Genomic DNA, 23,719 nt, shown 5'->3' on the forward strand with positions numbered 1-23,719 from the left:
CGTGCATGACGTCCGTACGCGTGCGTAACCTCTGGAAACGGTTCGGGCAGCAGGTCGCCGTCGCCGGGATCGATCTCGATCTGCCGTCCGGGAAGTTCATCGGGCTCGTCGGGCCGAACGGAGCCGGGAAGACCACGACCCTGTCGATGGTGACCGGGCTGTTGCGGCCCGATCAGGGATCCGTCGAGGTGGTCGGGCACGACGTGTGGCGTGATCCCGTCGAGGTGAAGGCGCGGATCGGCGTGCTGCCGGAGGGACTACGGCTGTTCGAGCGGCTCTCGGGGCGTGAACTTCTCGGTTACAGCGGGCGGTTGCGGGGGCTGCCGGGCCCCGAGGTCGACAAGCGGGCCACGCAGCTGCTCGACGTCCTCGATCTGGCCGGGGCCCAGCACAAGCTCGTCGTCGACTACTCGACCGGCATGCGGAAGAAGATCGGGCTCGCGGCCGCGCTGCTGCACAACCCCGAAGTGCTCTTCCTCGACGAGCCGTTCGAGGGCGTCGACCCGGTGTCCGCGCAGATCATCCGGGGAGTGCTGGAGCGGTACACCGCGTCCGGGGCGACGGTCGTCTTCTCCTCCCATGTCATGGAGCTCGTCGAGTCGCTGTGCGACTGGGTGGCGGTGCTGGCGGCGGGGCGGATCCGGGCGCACGGGACGCTGGAGGAGGTGCGGGGCTCGGCTGCCTCCTTGCAGCAGGCCTTTCTCGAACTCGTCGGGGCACAGGGGCGGGACACCGGTTCCGACCTCGACTGGCTGGGCGGCGGGGCGGCCCGGTGAGCGAGCCGACCTCCCCGCCGGGCCTCGTCCCCACCGTCGTACGGCTGAAGCTGTCCCTGCTGCGCAACGGGCTGCGGCAGTCGGGTGGGCGGCGGGCCGCGTACGTCGCCTCCGCCGTCGTCACACTGCTCTTCGCCGCGCTTCAGCTGCTCGGACTGATCGCGTTGCGCGGGCACGACCACGCGGTGTCGCTGGTGGTGCTGCTCGCGGCGGTGCTGGGGCTGGGCTGGGCGGTGATGCCGTTGTTCTTCCCCAGCGGTGACGAGACCCTGGACCCGACCCGGCTGGTGATGCTGCCGCTGCGGCCCCGGCCGCTGGTGCGCGCGCTGCTGGCGGCCTCCCTGGTGGGCATCGGGCCGCTGTTCACGCTGCTGATGCTGGTGGGGTCGGTGGTGTCCGTGGCGCACGGGGCCGCGGCGTGGACGGTGGGCGTGCTCGCCGTCGCCCTCGGGCTGCTGGTGTGCGTGGCGCTCGCCCGGGCCGTGGCCGCCGCCAACATCCGGCTGCTGACCAGCCGTAAGGGACGCGATCTCGCGGTGCTGAGCGGGCTGGTCATCGCGATCGGGGCACAGGTCGTCAACTTCGGGGCGCAGCGGCTCGGGACGTCCGGTCTCGGGCAGCTCGATCCGGCGGCGGAGGTGCTGCGCTGGCTGCCGCCCGCCTCGGCGATCGGCGCGGTGGACTCGGTGAGCGAGGGCGCGTACGGGACGGCCGCCGCGCAGATCGCCGTCAGCGCGGGCGCTCTGGTGCTGCTGGTGCGGGTGTGGACGCGGAGCCTGACCCGGTTGATGATCTCGCCCGACGGTTCCACCCTCCAGGCGGCCGAGCCGGCCGCGCGGGAACGGCGGAGCTCGGCGGGGCTCGGGCGGCTGCTGCCGGGCGGGCGTACCGGCACCGTGATGGAGCGTGGTCTGCGCTACATCTGGCGCGACCCGAAGACGAAGGCGGCCTGGGTGACGTCGCTGGCCATCGGGCTGATCGTGCCGGTCTTCAACGCCCTGCAGGGCACCGGCTCGATCTACTTCGCCTGCTTCGCAGCCGGGATGCTCGGCATCCAGATGTACAACCAGTTCGGGCAGGACACGTCCGCGTTCTGGATGGTCGCGATGACGATCTCCTCGCGGCGGGACGCGTACGTCGAACTGCGCGCGCGGGCGCTGGCCCTGCTGCTGATCACCCTGCCGTACGCGACGCTGGTGACCGTGCTGACGACGGCGATGCTCGGCGACTGGTCGAAGCTGCCCGAGGCGCTGGGGCTGTCCCTCGCGCTGCTCGGCGCGATGCTGGCGACGGGTGCCTGGACCTCGGCCCGCTTCCCCTACTCGATTCCGCAGGAGGGCTACAAGAACGTCGCCCCCGGCCAGGCCGGTCTCGCCTGGATCGCGATCTTCGGCGGGATGGTCTCGGCGGCCCTGCTGTGCGCGCCCGTCATCGCGGTGACGATCTGGCTGCACGTCACCGAGGGCGGGGACTCCTGGACCTGGCTGCTGCTGCCGGGGGGCGCGGTGTACGGCGCGGCGATCACGCTGCTGGGACTGCGTCTGGCCGCTCCCCGGACGGCGTCGCGCCTCCCGGAGATCCTGACGGCGGTGAGCAAGGGCTGACCGCACGGCCGCCCGCCCCCGCGACCGCCTGACCGCCGAGGGCTACCGGACCCGCGGCCTCGGAAGGGCTTCGGCGGGCGCCAGAGAGGCCCTCCGCGGGCCGTAAGGGGTCGAGGGGGCCGTAGAGGCCTCCGGGGGCCGCAGGGATCTCCGCGGGCCGTGGAGGCCTCAGGGGGCTTTCGGAGTGAGGACGGCGTCGAGGAACGGTTCGATCGCCGTGCGCCACCCCTCCGGCTGGTCGTAGTGCACGAGGTGCCCGGCGTCGGCGACCTCCGCGTACGCGCCGCGCGGCAGGACCCGCACCATCTCCTGGGCCTCGGCGCGGCCGAGCTCGCCGTCCAGGCCACGCACCACCAGCGCCGGGCACCGGACCTGGGTGAGCTCCTCCCAGTGCGCGTCGTAGACCCAGGTCTCGCGGGTCTTGAGCATCTGCTCGGGCTCGAAGACGGGACGCCAGCCGTCCGGCGACTCGTGCATCACCTCGGCGTAGAACTCGCCCCGGGACGGGTTCGGGCGCTCCACCCAGGGGTCGTCCTCGCCGAACCACTTGCGGACGTCGGCGAGCGTGGCGAAGGGGGCCGGCCAGGACTTGAACCAGTCGCCCCACTCGCGCTGCGAGGCCGCTCCCAGCGCGGAGGCCCGCATGTCGCAGACGATCAGACCCTGCACCAGGTCGGGGCGCTTGGCGGCGAGCTGCCAAGCGGTGAGCGCGCCCATGGCGTGGCCGATGAGGACGGCCGGGGCGAGGCCGAGCTGCTCCAGGGCGGCCTCCGCGTCCTCGACGTAGGCCTCGCGGGTGAAGGCGGCCTCGGGCAGCTTCGCGCTCTGGCCGTGGCCGCGCTGGTCGAGGGCGACCGCGCGGTGCCGCTCGGAGAGCCAGCGGGCCGTGGACGACCAGTGCGAGGCCCGGCCCATCAGACCGTGCAGTAACAGGACGCCCGGCCTGCTTCCGGCGCCGTTCTCGAGGGGCTCGGCGGACCGGCCCCCCTCCCGCTTCCGCACGGACTGGGGCGGAATCACGGGCTCCGTCACCGCTTTCGCCGGGTCGCCCTTGGGCGGGTCACCGAACTCCCAGGCCGCCAGGCGTACGCCGCCCGCCCCGGTCACGTCGATGCGTCGCGCCATAGGTCCTGGCACCCCCTAGCCGTCATACCTCTGCGCTTCCGATGCCTTCGTACTGCCTTCAATCACCCGCAGGCTATCGAATGGCCTTTCGAGAAATGCACTCTCCGCGCACAACACCCCTCGTTCGAGTGACCACCCTCAAGGAATGATCGCCGCTGCCGAGGGGAGACCTTCAGCGGGAGGCGGACCGCTCGGGGAAATCGGTCCGCGGGGAATGACCCTGAGAGCTCGGGGCTCCGGGTCAGTACAGGGGAGGACAGGCCCCGGTGCCGTACGGCACCGGGGCTCTCCACTGCTCCGCGGCACGGCATCCGGCCCCCCTCAGGTCATATGCCCCACGCGACAGCCTGGCACGTGAAGCGCCGGAGCGCTGCGATTCGACACAGGGAATCTGCGATTCGACGAGATCGACGAAACACATCAACTTCCCCACGCTCCCCAGGAGTTGAACAATGCTCAGCGTTTCGGCGGCGACCGGTGGTCACCCCGACGACGTGCCGCGCCCGCCCGGCCGGAGCTCAGCGCTTCGCGACGAACACGTGGGACGCGACGTCCGACTCCAGCTCGGCCGCCTCGCCGCCGCTGCCCACCAGGACACCGCCCGCCGACTCCGTCACGCTCACCACCGAGCCGGGCTGCACGCCCGCGCGACGCAGCGTGTACATCAGCTGCGCGTCCGTCTGGATCGGCTCGCCGATCCGGCGTACGACGACCGTCTTGCCCTCCAGGCCCGGGTCGAGGTCGGCCAGCGAGACCATGCCCTCGTCCAGGAACGGGTCGGCGCCGTCCTTCTCGCCCAGCTCCTCCAGGCCCGGGATCGGGTTGCCGTACGGCGACTCGGTCGGGTGCCGCAGCAGCTCCAGCACGCGCCGCTCGACGGCCTCGCTCATCACGTGTTCCCAGCGACAGGCCTCGGCGTGCACCTGCTCCCACTCCAGGCCGATCACGTCGACGAGGAGACACTCGGCGAGGCGGTGCTTGCGCATCACGCGCGTGGCGAGCCGGCGACCCTCGTCGGTGAGCTCCAGGTGTCGGTCGCTGGCCACGGAGACCAGACCGTCGCGCTCCATGCGCGCCACCGTCTGGCTGACCGTCGGCCCGCTCTGGTCGAGGCGTTCGGCGATCCGGGCACGCATGGGCACCACGCCTTCCTCTTCCAGCTCGAGGATGGTGCGGAGATACATCTCCGTGGTGTCGATCAGTCCGGACATGTGTGCCCCTCGATTAGCTCTGCTGGCTCTGCCGAAGGCTGAACGGCTCTCCGGCGCGTGCGCTGGCCCTGGACTCAATTCTGCCGGATACCACTGACAAGCGTGCCGCGCCGTTGGAACGAGGCGGTTACATCGGGGCGCGGATCGCCGCCGCGAGGCCGGCCGGCACCCCGGCCGCCCCACCGTCACCGGGCGTATTGACAGCGCACTGGTCCAGACCGCACGGTGATCCGCGACACGGACACCCGCTACGGCAAAGGGGCCCTTCGGATGAGCGACCGCAAGCTCGCCGCCCAGTTCTTCGACGCCGCGATCGCCCTGCTCCAGCGGGCCCGCGACGAGGAGGCCGACACCGTCGAGGCCGCCGGCACGCTCCTCGCCGACACCGTCGCCGCAGGCGGCCGCCTCTTCGCCTTCGGCGCCGGTCACTCCTCCCTCGCCGCCCAGGACGTCGTCTACCGCGCGGGCGGCCTCGCCCTGATGAACCTGCTCGCGGTCCCGGGCGTCGGCGTCGATGTCTCCCCCGCCACCCTCGGCTCGGCCCTGGAGCGCGTCGACGGCCTCGCGACCGCCGTCCTGGACACCTCGCCCCTGCGCGCGGGCGACGCCCTCGTCATCGTCTCGCTGTCCGGCCGCAACGCCCTGCCCGTGGAGATGGCCCAGAAGGCCCGCGCCCTGGGCGTCCGGGTGATCGGCCTGACCTCGGTGGCCTACGCCTCGGAGACGACGTCCCGGAATGTCTCCGGAACCTTCCTGAAAGACCACTGCGACGTCGTCCTCGACTCGAAGATCGCGGTCGGCGACGCCGAGCTCACCCTCGACACCGTCCCCGCGCCCTTCGCCCCCGCCTCCACGGTCGTCACCTCGGCCCTCCTCCAGGCCGTGATGGCCACCGCGGCCGGCGTCCTCGCCGAGCGTGGCATCGAGCCCCCGCTGCTGCGCTCCGGCAATGTCGACGGTGGCCACGACTGGAACGGGCGGATCATGGAGGAGTACCGGGACCGGATCTTCTACCGCCGCTGAACGGGCGGCGCCACCACCCGGCGGCGCGACCGGCGGACCGGCCGCCCGACCCGCCCCGACCGCGCGGGTCAGGCGCCTTCGCCCCGGCCCGCCGCGTCGGCCGCCCCGGTCAGATCGGCGAGGTCCAGCGCGGCGGCTATCCGGACGGCGACATCCTCGGCGTAGATCGCGTCGGAACGCTCGAAGGCCGTACGGCCACCGCCGCGCAGGAACGTCACGACACCCAGGGTGCGGCCTCGGCTGCGCAGCACCGCGCACAAGGCGTGCACCGTGTCGTCGGGCCACAGGCGCGCCCGGGCCCACTCCCGTGCCTCGTCGGCCGACGCGGAGCCCACCCCGGCCCGCACCGAACCCGCCCGCGCCACGCACTGAAGCGCCGGGTGCGCCTCGCCGTAGCGCACCGGCAGGCCCGTGTGTCCGGTGAGCGTGCTGGGACCCGGCCCGCCCGACGGGGTGGCCGCGACCCGCATCAGCCGCTGCGGACCGGCCCCCTCGTGGTCGGCCGGGGCGCCGCCCATCACCCGGTCGACCAAGGCGTGGTCGGCGAATCCGGCGAGCGCGAAGTCGAGGTGCACGGTGGCCGCCTCGGCGGGGTCCTCGCACTCGGCGGCCGCGCGGGCGGCCCGGTGCAGCTGGTTGGCGCGGAAGCGCAGCAGCGAGGCCTCCTGCTCGCCCTGCTTGGCCTCGGTGACGTCCTGGAAGATCCAGCCGACGCCGAGGGGCACCGGCTCCTCGGCGAGCGGCGAGGCGAGCCGCAGGAAGCCGCTGCGCCAGCAGCGCCGCTTCTCGCCCTCCGGGGTGCGCACCCCGACCCACAGCTCGGCGGGTGCCGGCGGAGCGCCCTCGGCGAGGACGTGCGTCAGCGCGTTCTCCAGCTCCTCGACACCCTGGGTGAGCAGATCGCCCAGGGGGCGGCCCAGGGCGGCCGTACGGCCCGTGCCGAGCGCGCGGGCGGCGTGCGCGTTGACGACGGCGGGGCGCAGGTCGGCGTCGACCAGGACGACTCCCCAGGAGGCGTCGTCGAAGAGGGCCTCGCTGAGCGCGATGGAGCGCTCCAGGTCGATCTGGGCATGCACCTCGCTGAACGCGAAGTACAGCCCCGCGGGCTTGCCGTCGGGCCCGCGCACGGCGGCGGACTGGCTGCGCACGAGGACGCGGCCGCCGTCCTTGGTCAGCAGCGCGAACTCGTGGACCTGGCGGCCCGGCGCGTGCATGGCGGACATCAGCCGCCCCTCGATGTCCTCGGCGTCGGCCTCGCGCACGGCCCATCCCGCGAAGCCGCGCCGGCCGACCGCCTCGGCGGCGGTCCAGCCGAGGATGCGTTCGGCCTCGCGGTTCCAGTGGGTGACGATGCCGTCGCCGTCGAACGCGCAGAGCGCCGCGTCCATGCCGTCGAGCAGCGCGGCGAGCAGATCGGTGCCGTCCGGGCCGACCGGGCCGACCGCCGTCTCCGCGCCTTCCGGGGGCGTGGGGCCGTCGCCGCCCGACCGCTCGGGCTCGTCCGGCCCCAGCTCGTCGGTGGTCCCACTACGTCGGGAAGCACTCACCTGGACCCCCTGCAGGTTCGCTCACTTGCCCTCATTCAACTCGAACGTGACGCAGCCCACATATGGTTCCCGCAAGATTGCAGAGGAATCGTTGTACCGCGCCTCAGTCATCGCGGGGCAGGAGCCGCAGGTCGACCCATTCCGCCGTCCCGCCGTCGAGCACGTACCGCTCGACCTCGACGAAACCGCGTGCCCGCGCGAACCGCAGGCCGTCCTCGTTGACGGCCAGCACGCACGTCTCGACCACCCGGGCGCCGAGCACCCGCGCGTGGGCGAGAGCGTGGTCGTACAGGGCCGCGCCGTGGCCGCGCCCCCGGTACGCGGGCAGCACGCGCGCGATGACGGTCGCCACCGCCTGCTCGCCCTCGGGCGGCCGCACGGTCGAGCAGCCGACGAGGACGTCACCGACGTAGGCGTTCTCCAGCCGGTAGCGGCCCGCGCGCTCGCGCACCTCGTCGAGGGACATCGCGGCGGGCGGCACGATCGTGTTGTGGACGTGCCGCCACTGTTCGAGCGCGGCCTCACCGGCCACGGCCTCGGTGCGCAGACGAAGATCAGTCACGCGAGCAGGGAACCGCTTCCCGGCCCGCCGGGTCAACAACCGAGAAAAACACTTGAAGCGACCGGAGACGGGTTCCTAGTGTGTGCCGTACCGAAGGAAAGGAGGTGGTCCGAAGCATGTATGCACACCGGACGTCGGAGGTGGCTGCGGGCTAGTGGCCCGTCGCCCACTGAGTGCGGTGCCGGACCAGCGTGTGTGAGTTGCACGCAACCGGCCAATTCAACGCAGTCACCCGACCCGCGAGTCGCCGGTACGTCCGGCCGGCCCTCCTGAGCGAGGACCAGACTCGCGGGTCGCCTGCGTTTCCGGTCCACCGTTCTTCCGCCCTCCGCTCCCCCGGCCTTCGCACTTCCGGCCCTCCGCTCTTCGGGCCCTCCGTCCACAGGGTTTGCGGGGCGTGATCCGCGCCACGTACGGATCTTTCGTCAGGCAGTACCCTGGGCGCATGCTTTCGCTCGTTCGACGCCGCCACGTGGACTACGTCCGCGTCACGAGCATGGGCTGTCGACGCTCCCTCTGAGCTTCCAGCCCCTTCCGCGGTTCACATCCGCCTGCGTTCCCCTCCCCTCTTGCCCACTTGGCACCCGTGCGCCGCCCCACCCACGGCGGCGGCCGGGCCCCGTACACCTGCGGACGTACCATGACGAACCCGTCGTACCAGCAACTGCCGATCATCGATCTCTCCGCCGCCGACCGCGGCCCCCAGGCCCGGGCGCTGCTGCACGCGCAGCTGCACAGTGCCGCGCACGACGTGGGGTTCTTCCAGCTGGTCGGGCACGGGGTCGGTGAGCGGGAGACCGGCGAGCTGCTGTCCGCCATGCGGGCCTTCTTCGCACTGCCCGAGGCCGAGCGGCTCGCCATCGACAACGTGAACTCGCCGCACTTCCGCGGCTACACGCGGACCGGCGACGAGCGGACCGGCGGGCGGCAGGACTGGCGGGACCAGCTCGACATAGGGGCCGAGCGGCCCGCCCGGACACCCGGGGCCGACGAGCCCGCCTACTGGTGGCTGGAGGGGCCCAACCAGTGGCCCGCCGGGCTGCCCGCGCTGCGGACCGCCGCGCTCGCGTGGATCGCGCGGCTGAGCGCCGTCGCCGAGAAGCTGCTGCACGAGCTGCTCGCCTCGATCGGGGCGCCCGTCGACTTCTACGACCAGGCGTTCGGGGAGCGGGCGCATCCGCATCTGAAGCTCGTGCGGTATCCGGGAAGCGCGGGCGACGGTGCCGGCCAAGGCGTCGGGGCGCACAAGGACTACGGGTTCCTGACGCTGCTCCTCCAGGACCGGGTCGGCGGACTCCAGGTACAGCGCGCGGACGGGCTGTTCCATGACGTTCCGCCGCTGCCGGGCGCTTTCGTGGTCAACCTGGGTGAGCTGCTGGAGGTGGCCACGAACGGATATCTCGTGGCCACCAACCACCGGGTCGTGTCGCCGCCGAGCGCCGTCGAGCGGTTCTCCGTGCCCTTCTTCTACAACCCCCGTCTGGACGCCCGCGTCGAGCCGCTGCCCTTCCCGCACGCCTCCGCCGCGCCCGGCGTGACCGACGACCCGGCCAACCCGCTCTTCGCCGAGTACGGCTTCAACGAGCTGAAGGGCAAGCTGCGGGCCCACCCGCTGGTGGCCGAACGGCATCACGCGGAGCTGCTCAGCCCCGCGTGATGCCGCGTGTGACACCCGGCGGACGCCGACCGTGACGCCGTGCTTCGGCGGTGGGCCGGGCGGCCGGGCCTAGCCGCTGATGTCCCCGTAGCCCTCGATCTCCCGGGGGTTGCGGGAGCCCGGGCCGATGTAGCGGGCCGACGGGCGGACCAGGCGGCCGGTGCGCTTCTGCTCCAGGATGTGCGCCGACCAGCCCGCCGTGCGGGCGCAGGTGAACATCGAGGTGAACATGTGCGCCGGGACCTCGGCGAAGTCCAGGATGATGGCCGCCCAGAACTCGACGTTCGTCGCCAGGACCCGGTCGGGGCGGCGGGCGTGGAGTTCCGCGAGGGCCGCCTTCTCCAGGGCTTCGGCGATCTCGAAGCGGGGCGCGCCCAGCTCGCGGGCCGTACGGCGCAGCACGCGCGCGCGTGGGTCCTCGGCGCGGTAGACACGGTGGCCGAAGCCCATGAGCCGCTCGCCCTTGTCGAGGGCCCGCCTGACGTACGCCTCCGCGTCCCCGGTCCGCTCGATCTCCTCGATCATGCCGAGGACGCGGGAGGGTGCGCCACCGTGCAGCGGTCCCGACATGGCGCCCACGGCGCCGGACAGGGCGGCGGCGACGTCGGCGCCCGTGGAGGCGATCACGCGGGCCGTGAACGTGGACGCGTTCATGCCGTGTTCGGCGGCCGACGTCCAGTAGGCGTCGACCGCGGCCACGTGCTTGGGGTCCGGCTCGCCGCGCCAGCGGATCATGAACCGCTCGACGACGGACTGTGCCTTGTCGATCTCCCGCTGCGGGACCATCGGCCGGCCCTGGCCGCGCGCGGACTGGGCGACGTAGGAGAGGGCCATGACGGCGGCGCGGGCGAGGTCCGCGCGGGCCTGCTCCGCATCGATGTCGAGGAGCGGCCTCAGGCCCCAGACGGGCGCGAGCATGGCGAGGGCGGACTGCACGTCGACGCGGATGTCACCGGAGTGGACGGGGATCGGGAACGGCTCGGCGGGCGGCAGGCCGGGGTTGAAGGCGCCGTCGACGAGCAGGCCCCAGACGTTGCCGAAAGAGACGTGACCCACCAGGTCCTCGATGTCGACGCCCCGGTACCGCAGAGCGCCGCCCTCCTTGTCGGGTTCGGCGATCTCCGTCTCGAACGCGACGACTCCTTCGAGTCCGGGTACGAAGTCGGACATCGGGCGGCTCCTCGTGATGTGTGCGACGGGCGGCGCCGGCGGTTCCACGGTCCTGTGCACCTGGGGTGCGAAGACTCGCGGTCCTGGGCGGTATTCCACTGATGCCCCGTGCGGCCGTCGGTCACCCGACCGGCACCCGACCGGGGCGGGACGCGGCGACGGGTGCCTCTGCACCATATCCCCGAGTGCCACCCTTGGGGAGTGGTCGCGGCACTCAGTGCCACCTTTGGTGGGTCGGTCTGCGGCGGTGGGCCATACGGCAAGATGACCACGTGACCGACGCAGACGCCGTCTCCCCCGGCCCCGTCCCCGATCCCGCCGCCATGCGCAAGCAGTACCGGGCCGAGGGGCTCTCCGAGGCCGAGCTGGCCGCCACGCCCGTGGAGCAGTTCGCCCGCTGGTTCAAGGACGCGGCCGTCGAGGCCCATCTCTTCGAGCCGAACGCCATGGTCGTCTCCACCGCGGACGCCGAGGGCCGGCCCGGCTCCCGCACGGTGCTGCTGAAGCACTTCGACGAGCAGGGCTTCGTCTTCTACACCAACTACGACTCCCGCAAGGCCCGCGACCTCGCCGAGAACCCGCACGTCTCGCTGCTCTTCCCCTGGCATCCGATGGCCCGGCAGGTGATCGTGCGGGGCGTGGCGCGGCGCACCGGGCGCGACGAGACCGCCGCGTACTTCCGGACCCGGCCGCACGGCTCCCAGCTGGGGGCCTGGGCCAGCGCGCAGTCCTCGGTGATCGCCACCCGCGCCGATCTCGACGCCTCCTACGCCGAGCTGGCGGCCCGCTACCCGGAGGGCGAGCAGGTGCCGGTCCCGCCGCACTGGGGCGGTTTCCGGGTGGCTCCGCAGTCGGTGGAGTTCTGGCAGGGCCGCCTGAACCGGCTGCACGACCGGCTGCGCTACGTGGCGGAGGCGGACGGGAGCTGGCGGGTGGAGCGGCTCAGCCCCTGACGGGACCGTCCCCTCGGGGGCTCGGACCCCGCCGGGCAGGAGCACTGTTCTGTGCGGGGCCGTCGGACCTGGGGCCGGGTGGGCCGCCGGACCGGGGGCCGGGGCAGTCGGCGGGCGGCCGATCGGGCCGTCGGTGGTGGGGTCAGCCGAGTGCGTCGTCCAGCAGTCCCGCCCACTGCGTCACCACGCGCTCGCGGCGCCCCCCGTCGTCGGTGAGGAGGTTGGCGAGGCCGAGGCCGCGGGCCATGTCCAGCAGGCCCTGGACGGTCTCGCGGACGCCGGGCGCGGACTCGTCGGCGCCCAGGAGCTCGACGGCTATGCGGTGGCTCTCGCGGCCCACGCGGGCCTCCAGCTCGGTCACGCGCGAGCGCAGCTGCTCCTCGTTGGAGGCGGCCACCCACAGGTGCAGGGCGGCCCGGAAGAGGGGGCCGGTGTAGAGGCCCACGAGGGCGGTGACGACCGCGCGCCGGTCGCCCGTCGCGCCCTGCGGGAACAGCGCGCGCAACGCATCCGAGCGTTCCTCGGCGACGTACTCGACGGCCGCGGTGAAGAGGTCCTCGCGGGTGGGGAAGTGGTGCTGGGCCGCGCCCCGGGAGACGCCCGCGCGTTCCGCGACGACGGAGACCGTGGACCCCGCCCAGCCGCGTTCGGCGAGGCAGGCCACGGCGGCCGCCAGGAGCCTCTGCCGGGTGGCCCGGCTGCGGTCCTGCTTGGGCACCCGGTCGCCCGGGGCGCGATCGCCCGGGGCGCGGTCGTCCGTGGTCACAACACCCATGGAGGATCCCGTCGTTCGAGGAAGGCCGTCATTCCCTCGCGGGCGTCGGGGCCGGCGAACAACGAGGCCGAGAGCCTGGTCATCTCGCCCGCGTCCTCGACGAGGGCCTCCAGCACCTTAGCCGTGAGCAGCTCCTTCGTCCTGGCCAGGGCCGTGGGCGCGGCACGGCGCAGGCCGTCGAGGACGGGTGCCAGGGCCTCGTCCAGGTCGCCGTCGCCGGCCGAGAGGGTGACGAGGCCGATCCGGGCCGCCTCGGCCGCGCCGAAGGTCTCACCGGTGAGGCAGTAGCGGGCGAGGGCGCGCGGGTCGACGCGGGGCAGCAGCGGCAGTGAGATGACGGCGGGCGCGACCCCGATGCGCACCTCCGTGAACGCGAAGGTCGCCGTCCCGGAGGCGAGCGCGATGTCGCAGGCGCCGAGCACGCCCAGCCCGCCCGCCCGCACATGCCCGGCGACCCGGGCCACCACGGGCTTGCGCAGTTCGAGGATCCGCCGGAGCAGGGCGGGCACCGCATGGGGCGGCGGGGGGTCCTTCAGGTCGGCGCCCGCGCTGAAGGTGTTGCCGGTGTGGGTGAGGACGACGGCGCGTACGTCGTCGTCCTTGTCGCAGCTCCCGAGCGCGTCCGTCAGTTCGCTCACGAGGGCGCTCGAGAGGGCGTTGCGGGTGGTGGGCGAGTCGAGGCTGAGGGTCTCGACTCCTCGGATGCGGGTCCGTCCGACCAGGGCGGTCGTCATGCACGCTCCCTCAGTTGACGGCGCAGGATCTTCCCGGAGGCGGCGCGCGGCACGGCGTCGATGAAGGTGACCCCGCGGACGCGCTTGTAGGGGGCGACCCGCTCGGCGACGTACATCGCGATCTCTCCCTCGGCGAGCTCGGGTGACGTGGGCTGCCGGACCACGTACGCGTGCGGGACCTCGTTGCCGTCGTCGTTGTAGACGCCGATGACGGCCGCGTCCGCTATGCCGGGGTGGGTGAGCAGGAGGGCCTCGAGTTCGGCGGGTGCCACCTGGAAGCCCTTGTACTTGATCAGTTCCTTGACCCGGTCGACGACGAACAGCCAGCCGTCCGCGTCGACCCGCCCGACGTCGCCGGTGTGCAGCCAGCCGTCGCCGTCGATCATGTCGGCGGTGGCGTCGGGGCGCCCCAGGTAGCCCTTCATGATCTGCGGCCCCCGGATGAGGATCTCGCCGGCCTCTCCGACGTCGAGGTCCTTGTCGGGGTCGTCGAGGGAGACGATCCGCATCTCGGTGCCGGCGATGAGCTTGCCGACGGTGCCGGCGGGCGCGTCCCGCATGGCGTCGAGCGGGACGACGTGGGTGCCCGGGGACAGTTCCGTCATGCCGTAGGCCTGGCCGACCGGCGGCAGGTTCAGGCGCTCGGCGCAGGCGGCGGCGAGGGCAGCGTCCAGGGGCGCGGCCGCGCTGACGACGTGGCGCAGGGACGACAGGTCGTACCGGGTGACCGCCGGGTGCTTGGCGAGGGCGAGGACGATCGGCGGGGCCACGTACAGGCCGGTGATCCGGTGGTTCTGGATGGCCGCGAGGAAGGTCTCCAGGTCGAAGCGGGGCAGCACCACGACGGTGGCGCCCTGCCGCAGGGGCGCGTTCATCAGGGCGGTGAGGCCGTAGATGTGGAAGAAGGGCAGCACGGCGAGGATGCGGTCGCCGGGGCCCACGGACATCACCGAACGGAGCTGGGCGAGGTTGGTGGCGATCTGCCGGTGGGTGAGCATCACGCCCTTGGGGACGCCGGTGGTGCCGGAGGAGTACGGCAGGACCGCCACGTCTTCCACCGGGTCGATGTCCACCTGCGGTTCCGGGGCCGCCGAGGCGAGCATGTCGACGAGCGAGCGGTGCCCGGCGGCGGTGTCGCAGACGAAGATCTCCTCGACGCCGCCCGCGAGTTCGGCCGCCCGTCGGGCCGTCTGGAGCAGCGGGGAGACGGTGACGATCCAGCGGGCGGCGGAGTCGTCGAGCTGCTTGGCGAACTCCTCGGCGGTGGCGAGCGGGTGCACGGTGGTGACCGTGGCGCCCGCGCGCGTGGCCGCGTAGAAGGCGAGCGGGAAGGCGACGGTGTTGGGGCTGTGCAGGGCCAGCACGTCGCCCTTGCGGACCCCGGCCTCGGCGAGCGCGGCGGCGACCCGCCGGTGGAACCGGTCCACCTGGTCGTACGTGAGGGTGGTGCCGTCCGTGCCGTCGACGAGCGCCGGGAGTTCGCCGAACTCGGCGGCACGGCCCAGCACGGCGTCGTGGATGGGGAGTTCTACGGGCGGGACGTCTGCGAACTCGCTGCGGAACATGGTTCCTCCTCGCGCGCCGGACACGACGGTTGCCGGCTGCGGTCAGTACGACTTGGGCAGGCCCAGGGTCTGGTGGGAGACGTAGTTGAGAATCATCTCCCGGCTCACCGGGGCGATACGAGCCACGCGGGAGGCGGTTATCAGCCTGGCGAGGCCGAACTCGCGCGTGAGGCCGTTGCCGCCGAGGGTGTGCACGGACTGGTCGACCGCCTTCACACAGGCCTCCCCGGCCGCGTACTTGGCCATGTTGGCGGCCTCGCCCGCTCCGACGTCGTCCCCCGCGTCGTACAGCTGGGCCGCCTTCTGCATCATCAGGCGGGCCAGTTCGAGGTCGATGTGGGCCTGCGCGAGGGGGTGCGCGATGGCCTGGTGGGCGCCGATCGGGCTCTTCCAGACGGTGCGGTCGCGCGCGTACTCGATCGCCTTGGAGAGCGCGTGGCGGCCCATGCCGATCGCGAAGGCGGCCGTCATGATGCGCTCGGGGTTGAGTCCGGCGAAGAGCTGGAGCAGGCCCGCGTCCTCGTCGCCGACGAGCGCCTCCGCGGGGAGCCGCACGTCGTCCAGGACGAGCTCGAACTGCTTCTCCACGCTGTTGAGTTCCATGTCGATGCGGCGGCGGGAGAAGCCCTCGGCGTCACGCGGGACGATGAACAGGCAGGGCTTGAGGCTGCCGGTGCGGGCGTCCTCGGTGCGGCCGACGATCAGGGTGGCGTCGGCGATGTCGACGCCGGAGACGAAGACCTTGCGGCCGGTCAGCAGCCAGTCGCCGCTCGCGGGGTCGCGGCGGGCGGTGGTGGTGATGCGGTGGCTGTTGGAGCCGGCGTCGGGTTCGGTGATGCCGAAGGCCATGAGGCGGCTGCCGTCGGCCAGGGCGGGCAGCCACTCCCGCTTCTGGGCCTCGGTGCCGAAGCGCGCGATGACCGTGCCGCAGATCGCCGGGGAGACGATCATCATCAGCAGCGGGGCTCCGGCGGCGCCGAGCTCTTCGAGGATCAGGGACAGCTCGGCGATGCCGCCGCCTCCGCCGCCGTACGCCTCCGGCAGGTTGACGCCGATGTAGCCGAGCTTGGCGGCTTCCTGCCAGAGGCCGCGCCTCTCCGAGTCGGAGGCGGCGTCGGAGGCGGAGCCGGGAGCGGATTCGTGGGCGTGGCTCCTGGCGAAGGACGAGACCGCCTTGCGGAGTGCCTTGTGCTCGTCGGATTCGATCAGCGTGCTCAATGTGGCTCCTTCGTCTGCGGGTTCGTCATGGCCGGCCGCGCCCCACGCGGCGGAGCCGCATGATGTGGCGCCCCGCGCCCCTCAGGGCGCGATTCCCTCGACGACGGCCAAGAGGGTGCCGAGCTCCACCTGCTGTCCTGTCGTCACCGGCAGCGCCGTCACCTTCCCCTCCACCGGGGCCGAGATGACGTGCTGCATCTTCATCGCTTCGAGCCACAGCAGCGGTTCGCCGGCCCGGACACTCGATCCGGTGATGAGACCGTCCGCGAGCTTGACGACCGTGCCGGGCATCGGCGCGAGCAGGGAGCCGGGGGCGTGCTGGGCCTCCGGGTCGGGGAAGCGCGGGAGCGCGGTGAGGGCGGTGTCGTTGACGTGGACGCGGTCGCCGTAGCGGGCGACCTCGAAGCGGCGCCGTACGCCGTCGATCTCCAGGACGACCAGGCCGGGGTCGGCGTGCACCACCTGCACCCCGTCGGCCGTGAGGCCGGTCCGGGTGTGGCGGTAGCGGACCTCCGTCTCCTCGCCCGCCGCCGCGTACCGCTTCGTCTGCGGCTGGGACGGCAGGTTGCGCCAGCCGCCCAGCGGCGAGCGGGTGCACGCGTCCGCGAGGGCGGCGGCCAGCGGGGCGTACGGGTCGGGTTCCGCGACCGTGAGGTCGCCGAGATGCCGGTCGTAGAAGCCGGTGTCCATGCGGGCGGAGGTGAACTCCGCGTGGCGCAGGGAGCGAACCAGCAGGTCGCGGTTGGTGAGGGGGCCGTGCAGGACCGTGCGTTCCAGGGCGCCCGCGAGCTTGCGGATCGCCTCCGCGCGCGTGGGGGCGTGGGCGACGACCTTGGCGAGCATGGGGTCGTAGTGGACGCCGATGTCGTCGCCGTCGCCGAAGCCGGTGTCCAGGCGGACGCCCTCGGGGACGATCAGACGGTGCAGGGTGCCGGTCTGCGGGGTCCAGTCGTTCGCCGGGTCCTCGGCGTAGAGCCGCGCCTCGACGGCGTGGCCACGCGCGCGTGGGGGCTCGGGATCCAGGGCGGCGCCCTCCGCGACCCGGATCTGCTCGGCCACCAGGTCGAGGCCGAAGACGGCCTCCGTGACGGGGTGTTCGACCTGGAGGCGGGTGTTCATCTCCAGGAAGTGCGCGCGGCCGTCGGCGACGAGGAACTCGACGGTGCCGGCGCCGACGTACGAGACGGCCCGCGCGGCACGCACCGCCAGCGCCCGCAGTTCCTCCGCCGTCCGCTCGGACAGGCCCGGCGCCGGCGCCTCCTCGATCACCTTCTGGTGGCGCCGCTGGAGGGAGCAGTCGCGGGTGCCGAGCGCCCACACCGTGCCGTGCGTGTCGGCGAGGATCTGCACCTCGACATGGCGGCCGTTCTCGACGTACGGCTCGACGAACACCTCGCCGTCGCCGAACGCGCTCGCGGCCTCGGCCCGGGCGCCCTCCAGCGCGGCGCCCAGCTCCGCCAGGCGGCGCACGATGCGCATCCCGCGCCCGCCACCGCCCGCGGCGGCCTTCACCAGCACCGGCAGGTCGGCTTGCGTCACCTCGTCCGAGGCGAGCGGGGCGAGCCCCATGAGCTGCTTGGCGCGGGTCTTGGACGCCATCGCCTCGATCGCCTCGGGCGGTGGCCCGATCCAGACGAGGCCCGCGTCCAGGACGGCGCGCGCGAAGTCGGCGTTCTCGGAGAGGAAGCCGTAGCCGGGGTGCACGGCGTCCGCGCCGGCGCTGACGGCGGCCTTCACCACGAGGTCGGCACGCAGGTAGGTGTCCGCGGGCGTGCTGCCCGGCAGCCGTACGGCCGAGTCCGCCACGCGCGCGTGGAGGGCGTCGGTGTCGGCGTCCGAGTGCACGGCGACGGTGCAGATGCCCGCCTCGCGGCAGGTCCGGAAGACGCGGCAGGCGATCTCGCCGCGGTTGGCCACCAGAACGGAAGTAATCATGAGCCTCACATCCGGAAGACGCCGAAGCCACCCCGCGCTCCCTCGAAGGGCGCGGTGTGGACGGCCGACAGGCACAGGCCGAGAACGGTGCGGGTGTCGCGCGGGTCGATGACACCGTCGTCGTACAGCCGCCCGGACAGGAACATCGGCAGCGACTCGGACTCGATCTGCTGCTCCACCATGGCGCGCAGGGCGGCGTCCGCGTCGTCGTCGTAGGGCAGACCCTTCGCGGCCGCCGACTGCCGGGCGACGATGGACAGGACCCCGGCGAGCTGCTGCGGCCCCATCACCGCCGACTTGGCGCTCGGCCAGGCGAAGAGGAACCGGGGATCGTAGGCGCGCCCGCACATGCCGTAGTGGCCGGCCCCGTACGAGGCGCCCATGAGGACGGACAGGTGCGGGACCTTCGAGTTGGCGACCGCATTGATCATCATCGCGCCGTGCTTGATGATGCCGCCCTGCTCGTACTCCCTGCCGACCATGTAGCCGGTGGTGTTGTGCAGGAACAGGAGCGGGATGTCGCGCTGGTTGGCGAGCTGGATGAACTGGGCGGCCTTCTGGGACTCCGCGCTGAAGAGCACGCCCTGGGCGTTGGCCAGGATCCCGACCGGGTAGCCGTGCAGGGTCGCCCAGCCGGTGACGAGGCTCGTCCCGTAGAGGGGCTTGAACTCGTCGAAGTCGGAGGCATCGACGAGCCGGGCGATCACCTCGCGCGGGTCGAAGGGGGTGCGCAGGTCCCCGGGGACGATGCCCAGGAGTTCGTCCTCGTCGTACTTGGGAGGGACGGCCGGGCCCGGATCCCGGTACGCCTTGCGGTGGTTGAGGCGGGCCACCACGCGGCGCGCCTGCCGCAGCGCGTCCCGCTCGTCGACGGCGAAGTGGTCGGCGAGGCCGGACACGCGCGCGTGCATCTCCGCGCCGCCCAGCGACTCGTCGTCGCTCTCCTCGCCGGTCGCCATCTTCACCAGGGGCGGCCCGCCGAGGAACACCTTCGCGCGCTCCTTGACCATGATCGCGTGGTCGCTCATGCCGGGGATGTACGCGCCGCCCGCGGTCGAGTTCCCGAAGACGACGGCGACGGTCGGGATCCCGGCGGCGGACAGCCGGGTCAGGTCACGGAAGACGGCCCCGCCCGGGATGAAGATCTCCTTCTGCGACGGCAGGTCGGCCCCGCCCGACTCCACCAGGCTGATGCAGGGCAGCCGGTTGGCCAGGGCGATGTCGTTGGCGCGCAGGGCCTTCTTCAGGGACCAGGGGTTGCTGGCGCCCCCGCGCACGGTCGGGTCGTTGGCGGTGATCATGCACTCCACGCCCTCGACGACCCCGATGCCGGTGACGAGGGAGGCGCCCACGGTGTACTCGGGGGCGGTGCTGCCCCAGGCGGCCAGCGGAGACAGCTCCAGGAACGGCGTGTCGGGGTCGAGGAGCAGCTCGATGCGCTCACGGGCGAGGAGCTTGCCGCGCGCGCGGTGCCGGGCGACGTACTTCTCCCCTCCCCCCGCCAGCGCCTTCGCGTGCTCGGTGTCGAGGTCGGCGAGCTTGGCGAGCATCGCCTCGCGGTGCGCGCGGTAGTCGGGGCCCTGGGTGTCCAGGGCGGACGTCAGAGCCGTCACAGGAGGGCCTCCGGGATGTCCAGGTGTCGGGAGCGCAGCCATTCGCCGAGTGCCTTGGCCTGCGGGTCGAAGCGGTGCTGGGCGGCGACCCCGGCGCCGAGGACGCCCTCGACGACGAAGTTCAGGGCGCGCAGCCGGGGGAGCGGGTGGCGGGTGACGGTCAGCTCGCGGCTCTCGGGGATGAGCTGCCGGAACCTGTCGGCCGTCAGTTCGTGGGCGAGCCAGCGCCAGGCCTCGTCCGTGCGGGTCCACACCCCCACGTTGGCGTTGCCGCCCTTGTCGCCGCTGCGGGCGCCGGCCACGAGCCCGAGGGGCGCGCGCCGTACGGGGCCGGGGGGCGGCGGATCCGGCAGGTCCGGTTCCGGCACCTCCTCGAGTACGAGGGTGCCGGCGGCCGCGGGCGCGGCGACGGGCAGGCGGCGGCCGTCGTGGAGGACGGCGAGGTGCTCGACGTCCTCCTGCGGCACGTACGCGGCCTCGAACACCCCGTAGGGGGAGCCCTTCCCGGGCGGCGCGAGCACATGGAAGCCGGGATAGCTGGCCAGCGCCAGCTCCACGGCCGCCCCGCTCAACGCCCTTCCCACGGCGTCCGGTTCGGGGTCGCGCACGACGAGCCGCAGCAGTGCGCTGGCGGTCTCCTCGGTGTCGGCGTCGGCCCGGTCGGTCCGGACCAGCTCCCAACGCACCTCCGCGGGCCGGGACTTGAGGAACACCTGCGCCATCTGTTCCCGTACGAGCGCGGCCTTGGCCTCGATGTCCAGGCCGGTGAGCACGAAGACGACCTCGTTGCGGAAGCCGCCGAGACGCGTGCGGCCGACCTTGAGGGTCGGGGGCGGGGCCTCCCCGCGTACGCCGTGGATCCGTACCCGGTCCGGGCCGTCCTGGGTGAGCCGCACGGTGTCCAGGCGGGCGGTGACGTCGGGGCCGGCGTACCGGGCGCCCGTCGTCTCGTACAGCAGCTGGGCGGTCACCGTGCCGACGTCGACGAAGCCGCCGGTGCCGGGGTGCTTGGTGATGACGCAGCCGCCGTCCTCGTGGATCTCGGCGAGCGGGAAGCCGGGCCGCCGCAGGTCACGGCCGCCCTCGGCGAAGAAGGCGTAGTTGCCGCCGGTGGCCTGTGTCCCGCACTCCAGGACGTGTCCGGCGACGACGGCGCCCGCGAGCCGGTCGTACTCCTCGGGCCCCCAGCCGAAGTGGGCGGCGGCGGGGCCGGTGACGAGGGCCGCGTCGGTGACCCGCCCGGTGACGACGACCTCCGCGCCCTCGCGCAGACATGCGGCGATGCCGGAGCCGCCGAGATAGGCATGGGCGGTGAGGCTGCCCGGATACCGGGCGCCGACGTCGTCGCCCTCGACGTGCGCGACGCGCACCGGGATGCCGAGCCGGTCCGCCAACTGCCTTACCGCGTCGGCGAGTCCGGCCGGGTTGAGGCCTCCGGCGTTGGTGACGATCCGTACGCCGCGGTCGTGGGCGAGGCCGAGGGACTCCTCCAGTTGCCGGAGGAAGGTGCGGGCGTACCCGCCGGCGGGGTTCTTCAGCCGGTCGCGGCCGAGGATCAGCATGGTCAGCTCGGCGAGGTAGTCGCCGGTGACGACGTCGAGTTCGCCGCCGGTGAGCATGTCGCGCAGGGCGTCGAAGCGGTCGCCGTAGAAGCCGGACGCGTTGCCTATCCGCAGGACCGTCACCGGACGGCTCCCTTCGGCGTACGGCCGCTGCCGGGCGGGCCCGCGAAGGCCTGGGCGATGTCCAGCCAGCGGTCGGCGTCGGGGCCTTCGGCGCGCAGGGCGAGGTCGGCGCGGTGGGCGCGCTGGGTGACCAGGAGGCAGAAGTCGAGGGCGGAGCCGGTCACCCGGTCCGTGGCGTCCTCGGGGCCGTACGTCCACAGCTCGCCGGACGGGCCGCGGAGTTCGACGCGGAACTCCTCGAACGGCGTGGGCAGTCCGTGCACGCCGAAGGCGAAGTCCCGGGTGCGGACGCCGAGGCGGACGATGTGCCGGAGCCGGTCGGTGGGTGCGGGCGTCTCGCCCAGCGCGTCCGCCACGTCCCGGCCGTGGGCCCAGGTCTCCATGAGCCGCGCGGTGGCCATGGAGGCGGCCGACATGGGCGGGCCGTACCAGGGGAAACGTGCTCCTTGGGGGGCCGCCCGCAGGGCGTCCGCCAGGGCCTCGCGCCCGGCCCGCCAGTCCGCGAGCAACCGCTCCGGCGGCTTCGCGGCCCCCTCCCGCGCGCCGTTGTCGACGAAGTCCCCGGGCGCGGCGAGCGCCTTCTCGACCTCGCGGGCGAACGCGTGCTGGTCGGTCACGGCCAGCGCGGAGGAGTGGTCGGTCCAGGCGAGGTGCGCGATCTGGTGGGCGACGGTCCAGCCGGGGGCGGGGGTCGGGAGCGTCCACCGCTCGGGACTCAACTCGGCTACCAGCCGGTCGAGTTCGTCGCTTTCGGCACGGAGGTCGTCGAGCACGGGCGTCGGGTCGGCCATGGGGTGGAGCATGGCAGCGGGCCAAGAAACAATCAAGCATGCTTGCATGAATTTTCCCGGGGCCCCCGCCGGCCCGGAGACCGAGCCGACCTTCGACGAGATCGAGGACCACCTCGGCGCCGTCGGCCCGGGGTTCGCGCGGGCCGGAGGACGACCGCTTCGCGCGGGCCGGAGGACGTACGGTTCGCGCGGGCCGGAGGACGTACGGCAGGAACCGTGGGCCGGACCGATGGCCGGCGCCGAGACCCCACGCCGGACGCGACACCTCCCCCACCGGACGCGACACCGTGCGGCATGGCCTCTGGGCTCGCCACCCGTGGGCCGGACCGCCGGTCGGCGCCAAGGCCCCCACCGGGCGCGACACCTCGCGCCCTGACCGCTGGGCTCGCCGGTCGGCGGCCCCGCAGACCGAAGGGCGCCCGCAGGACAGGGCGACCGGCGCTCGCGGGAGCGCACGCCCTGTCGCCGCGCCCGTCAGTCTGTGGCCGCGGACTTCGGCAGGGCGCCCGGACGCGTACCGGAATCGGCCGGCCGCTGTCGTCCCTCGTGCCTGCCCAGCGCCGCGAGGGTCAGGGTCACGGTGACCGATCCGGCCGCCATCAGCGTCATCGCGGTGGCCGGGGCGGTCAGCTGGGCCAGCGTGCCCGCGAGGACGGCGCCGACGCCCTGGAGAGCGGCCATGCCGGTGACGTGCAGGCCGAGAGCCTGGCCCGCGAGGTCGTCGGGCGTGAGGGACATCAGGCGTTCCTGGAGGACCAGGCTCGCGGCGAAGCCGGCGGAGGCGACGGTGACGGCCACGGCCGACAGCGCCACTCCGGGCCGCAGGACGAAGAACAGGTACGGAACCGCCAGCAGCAGGCGCAGCGGGGTCGCGAGACGGGGGCGCGAGGTGGGCGGTACCAGGCGACCCACCGCCATGTCGCCCACGAACATGCCCAGCGCCCCGAACGCGTACAGCATCCCGGCGGCCCGGGGGGCGTAGGGGACGTAGAGCGAATCGCTCCCGACGATCAGGCCGTTGGGGACCCACAGACCCAGGTACGTCAGGCGGCGGGGGCGTGAGGACCACAGGAGGGCGTTGGTGCGCCAGGTCGCCGGAACGGACGGGCGGCCCGAGGATCGCGGCGGGCGGGCCGTGAAACCCAGGCGGGTGACCAGGGCCGACATCACGTACAGCGCCGCCGCGAGGAGCAGGCAGGTCCGTGGGGACAGGAGCGTCAGCAGTACGCCGCCCGTCGCGAAACCGGCCATCTGCACCAGGCCCCAGAGCATGTTGAACACCGAACGGCCCAGGACATAGCCGTCCTTGGACAGGATCTCGTTCAGCAGTCCCCCGCGCACTCCTGCGCCCAGCGACGCGACCAGCCCCTGCAGGAGGACGACGGCGAAGAGCGCCCAGACCGGCAGGCCTGGCAGCGCCGTCACCGCCGTGCCGGCCGCGAAGGCGAGGGCGAGGCCGGACAGGACCGCGCGCGGGGGCAGGCGGTCGGCGCCCGAGAGCAGGAACGCGCCCCCCAGCAACTGCGCGAGCTGCGGGCCGAACATGCTCACCGCCGACAGGAACGGGGAGCCTGTGGCCCGGAAGACCAGCGTGCCGAGAGCCAGGCCGCCGATCGTCTGAGCCGCGGCGAAAGCGGCGAAGGAGAGCAGGAACGGAGTGAACTCCGGCGTGCGGAACAGGGAGCGGTAGCTGCGCATGCGTCGAAGTTTCGGAGCAGCCGGCGACCCCTGTTCACCGTTTCGCCGAGACACGAAACGTCGGCTGTACGTCCGGA

General features: G+C 73.1%; 19 protein-coding genes. 5 read left to right on the forward strand and 14 right to left on the reverse strand.

The genetic code is table 11. The annotated features are described in order from the left end of the window. Positions 1-5 precede the first annotated feature (5 nt). Entirely contained in the window at positions 6-776 is a 771-nt protein-coding gene (locus tag OG736_RS20060) for an ABC transporter ATP-binding protein (protein ID WP_327183674.1), read from the forward strand. Next, on the forward strand, positions 773-2,380 hold the full coding sequence (locus OG736_RS20065) for a transporter (RefSeq protein ID WP_327183675.1): 1,608 nt from the start codon (positions 773-775) through the stop codon (positions 2,378-2,380). Before OG736_RS20060 ends, OG736_RS20065 begins: the two co-directional genes overlap by 4 nt. Positions 2,381-2,548: 168 nt before the next feature. On the opposite strand, the gene OG736_RS20070 is transcribed toward OG736_RS20065, so the two are convergent. Both OG736_RS20070 and OG736_RS20075 read right to left on the reverse strand, forming a co-directional pair. Further along, on the reverse strand, positions 2,549-3,505 hold the full coding sequence (locus OG736_RS20070) for an alpha/beta fold hydrolase (protein ID WP_327183676.1): 957 nt from the start codon (positions 3,503-3,505) through the stop codon (positions 2,549-2,551). A gap of 518 nt (positions 3,506-4,023) precedes the next feature. Next, positions 4,024-4,716 (reverse strand): iron-dependent transcriptional repressor DtxR, encoded by a 693-nt coding sequence (locus tag OG736_RS20075; protein WP_020130217.1) that lies wholly within the window; start codon positions 4,714-4,716, stop codon positions 4,024-4,026. A gap of 270 nt (positions 4,717-4,986) precedes the next feature. Between OG736_RS20075 and OG736_RS20080 the strand changes: the two genes are divergently transcribed. After that, on the forward strand, positions 4,987-5,739 hold the full coding sequence (locus tag OG736_RS20080; RefSeq protein ID WP_327183677.1) for an SIS domain-containing protein: 753 nt from the start codon (positions 4,987-4,989) through the stop codon (positions 5,737-5,739). 68 nt (positions 5,740-5,807) lie between these two features. Here OG736_RS20080 and OG736_RS20085 read toward each other — a convergent pair whose 3' ends face one another. Together OG736_RS20085 and OG736_RS20090 are read right to left on the reverse strand one after the other, a co-directional pair. Continuing rightward, entirely contained in the window at positions 5,808-7,286 is a 1,479-nt protein-coding gene (locus OG736_RS20085) for a PAS domain-containing protein (protein WP_327183678.1), read from the reverse strand. Positions 7,287-7,389: 103 nt separating this feature from the next. Then, entirely contained in the window at positions 7,390-7,848 is a 459-nt protein-coding gene (locus tag OG736_RS20090) for a GNAT family N-acetyltransferase (RefSeq protein WP_327183679.1), read from the reverse strand. A gap of 640 nt (positions 7,849-8,488) precedes the next feature. On the opposite strand from OG736_RS20090, the gene OG736_RS20095 reads away from it, so the two are divergent. Beyond that, positions 8,489-9,505 carry an isopenicillin N synthase family dioxygenase gene (locus OG736_RS20095; RefSeq protein WP_327183680.1) on the forward strand — a complete coding sequence of 339 codons (1,017 nt, stop codon included), beginning with the start codon at positions 8,489-8,491 and terminating at the stop codon, positions 9,503-9,505. 69 nt (positions 9,506-9,574) lie between these two features. Here the strand turns inward: OG736_RS20095 and OG736_RS20100 are convergent, their stop codons facing one another. Continuing rightward, positions 9,575-10,675, reverse strand: coding sequence for a citrate synthase 2 (locus tag OG736_RS20100; protein WP_327183681.1), 1,101 nt, complete (start codon positions 10,673-10,675; stop codon positions 9,575-9,577). 272 nt (positions 10,676-10,947) lie between these two features. Here OG736_RS20100 and pdxH point away from each other — a divergent pair, with 272 nt between their 5' ends. Next, positions 10,948-11,628: a pyridoxamine 5'-phosphate oxidase gene (gene pdxH / locus OG736_RS20105; RefSeq protein ID WP_327183682.1), complete on the forward strand. Its 681-nt coding sequence runs from the start codon at positions 10,948-10,950 to the stop codon at positions 11,626-11,628. A 142-nt stretch (positions 11,629-11,770) separates the two neighbouring features. On the opposite strand, the gene OG736_RS20110 is transcribed toward pdxH, so the two are convergent. The 9 genes from OG736_RS20110 to OG736_RS20150 form a co-directional block, all read right to left on the reverse strand. Then, positions 11,771-12,403: a TetR/AcrR family transcriptional regulator gene (locus OG736_RS20110; RefSeq protein WP_327183683.1), complete on the reverse strand. Its 633-nt coding sequence runs from the start codon at positions 12,401-12,403 to the stop codon at positions 11,771-11,773. After that, a complete protein-coding gene (locus OG736_RS20115; protein WP_327183684.1) occupies positions 12,391-13,137 on the reverse strand; it encodes an enoyl-CoA hydratase family protein in 747 nt (248 codons plus the stop codon). The genes OG736_RS20110 and OG736_RS20115 overlap by 13 nt, the downstream gene beginning before the upstream one ends. Then, positions 13,134-14,702, reverse strand: a complete 1,569-nt coding sequence (locus OG736_RS20120) for a 4-coumarate--CoA ligase family protein (RefSeq protein WP_327183685.1) — start codon at positions 14,700-14,702, stop codon at positions 13,134-13,136. Before OG736_RS20120 ends, OG736_RS20115 begins: the two co-directional genes overlap by 4 nt. Before the next feature lie 42 nt (positions 14,703-14,744). Then, on the reverse strand, positions 14,745-15,920 hold the full coding sequence (locus OG736_RS20125) for an acyl-CoA dehydrogenase family protein (protein ID WP_327183686.1): 1,176 nt from the start codon (positions 15,918-15,920) through the stop codon (positions 14,745-14,747). 81 nt (positions 15,921-16,001) lie between these two features. Then, on the reverse strand, positions 16,002-17,855 hold the full coding sequence (locus tag OG736_RS20130; RefSeq protein WP_327183687.1) for an acetyl/propionyl/methylcrotonyl-CoA carboxylase subunit alpha: 1,854 nt from the start codon (positions 17,853-17,855) through the stop codon (positions 16,002-16,004). Positions 17,856-17,860: 5 nt separating this feature from the next. Then, positions 17,861-19,468: an acyl-CoA carboxylase subunit beta gene (locus OG736_RS20135; protein ID WP_327183688.1), complete on the reverse strand. Its 1,608-nt coding sequence runs from the start codon at positions 19,466-19,468 to the stop codon at positions 17,861-17,863. Beyond that, complete coding sequence (locus OG736_RS20140) at positions 19,465-21,153, reverse strand: acyclic terpene utilization AtuA family protein (RefSeq protein ID WP_327183689.1); 1,689 nt, start codon at positions 21,151-21,153, stop codon at positions 19,465-19,467. Before OG736_RS20140 ends, OG736_RS20135 begins: the two co-directional genes overlap by 4 nt. Then, a complete protein-coding gene (locus OG736_RS20145; RefSeq protein ID WP_327183690.1) occupies positions 21,150-21,944 on the reverse strand; it encodes a TIGR03084 family metal-binding protein in 795 nt (264 codons plus the stop codon). Before OG736_RS20145 ends, OG736_RS20140 begins: the two co-directional genes overlap by 4 nt. A 474-nt stretch (positions 21,945-22,418) precedes the next feature. Next, complete coding sequence (locus OG736_RS20150; RefSeq protein ID WP_327183691.1) at positions 22,419-23,642, reverse strand: MFS transporter; 1,224 nt, start codon at positions 23,640-23,642, stop codon at positions 22,419-22,421. Positions 23,643-23,719: the final 77 nt, after the last annotated feature.

Source organism: Streptomyces sp. NBC_01334 (assembly GCF_035983595.1).
In the GTDB taxonomy this organism is placed as follows: domain Bacteria; phylum Actinomycetota; class Actinomycetes; order Streptomycetales; family Streptomycetaceae; genus Streptomyces; species Streptomyces coriariae.

Coding starts and splice junctions, on each gene's coding strand:
- OG736_RS20060 (WP_327183674.1), top strand. CDS start 6: ATGACGTCCGTACGCGTGCGTAACCTCTGGAAACGGTTCGGGCAGCAG.
- OG736_RS20070 (WP_327183676.1), bottom strand. CDS start 3,505: ATGGCGCGACGCATCGACGTGACCGGGGCGGGCGGCGTACGCCTGGCG.
- OG736_RS20075 (WP_020130217.1), bottom strand. CDS start 4,716: ATGTCCGGACTGATCGACACCACGGAGATGTATCTCCGCACCATCCTC.
- OG736_RS20080 (WP_327183677.1), top strand. CDS start 4,987: ATGAGCGACCGCAAGCTCGCCGCCCAGTTCTTCGACGCCGCGATCGCC.
- OG736_RS20095 (WP_327183680.1), top strand. CDS start 8,489: ATGACGAACCCGTCGTACCAGCAACTGCCGATCATCGATCTCTCCGCC.
- OG736_RS20100 (WP_327183681.1), bottom strand. CDS start 10,675: ATGTCCGACTTCGTACCCGGACTCGAAGGAGTCGTCGCGTTCGAGACG.
- OG736_RS20110 (WP_327183683.1), bottom strand. CDS start 12,403: ATGGGTGTTGTGACCACGGACGACCGCGCCCCGGGCGATCGCGCCCCG.
- OG736_RS20115 (WP_327183684.1), bottom strand. CDS start 13,137: ATGACGACCGCCCTGGTCGGACGGACCCGCATCCGAGGAGTCGAGACC.
- OG736_RS20120 (WP_327183685.1), bottom strand. CDS start 14,702: ATGTTCCGCAGCGAGTTCGCAGACGTCCCGCCCGTAGAACTCCCCATC.
- OG736_RS20130 (WP_327183687.1), bottom strand. CDS start 17,855: ATGATTACTTCCGTTCTGGTGGCCAACCGCGGCGAGATCGCCTGCCGC.
- OG736_RS20145 (WP_327183690.1), bottom strand. CDS start 21,944: ATGGCCGACCCGACGCCCGTGCTCGACGACCTCCGTGCCGAAAGCGAC.
- OG736_RS20150 (WP_327183691.1), bottom strand. CDS start 23,642: ATGCGCAGCTACCGCTCCCTGTTCCGCACGCCGGAGTTCACTCCGTTC.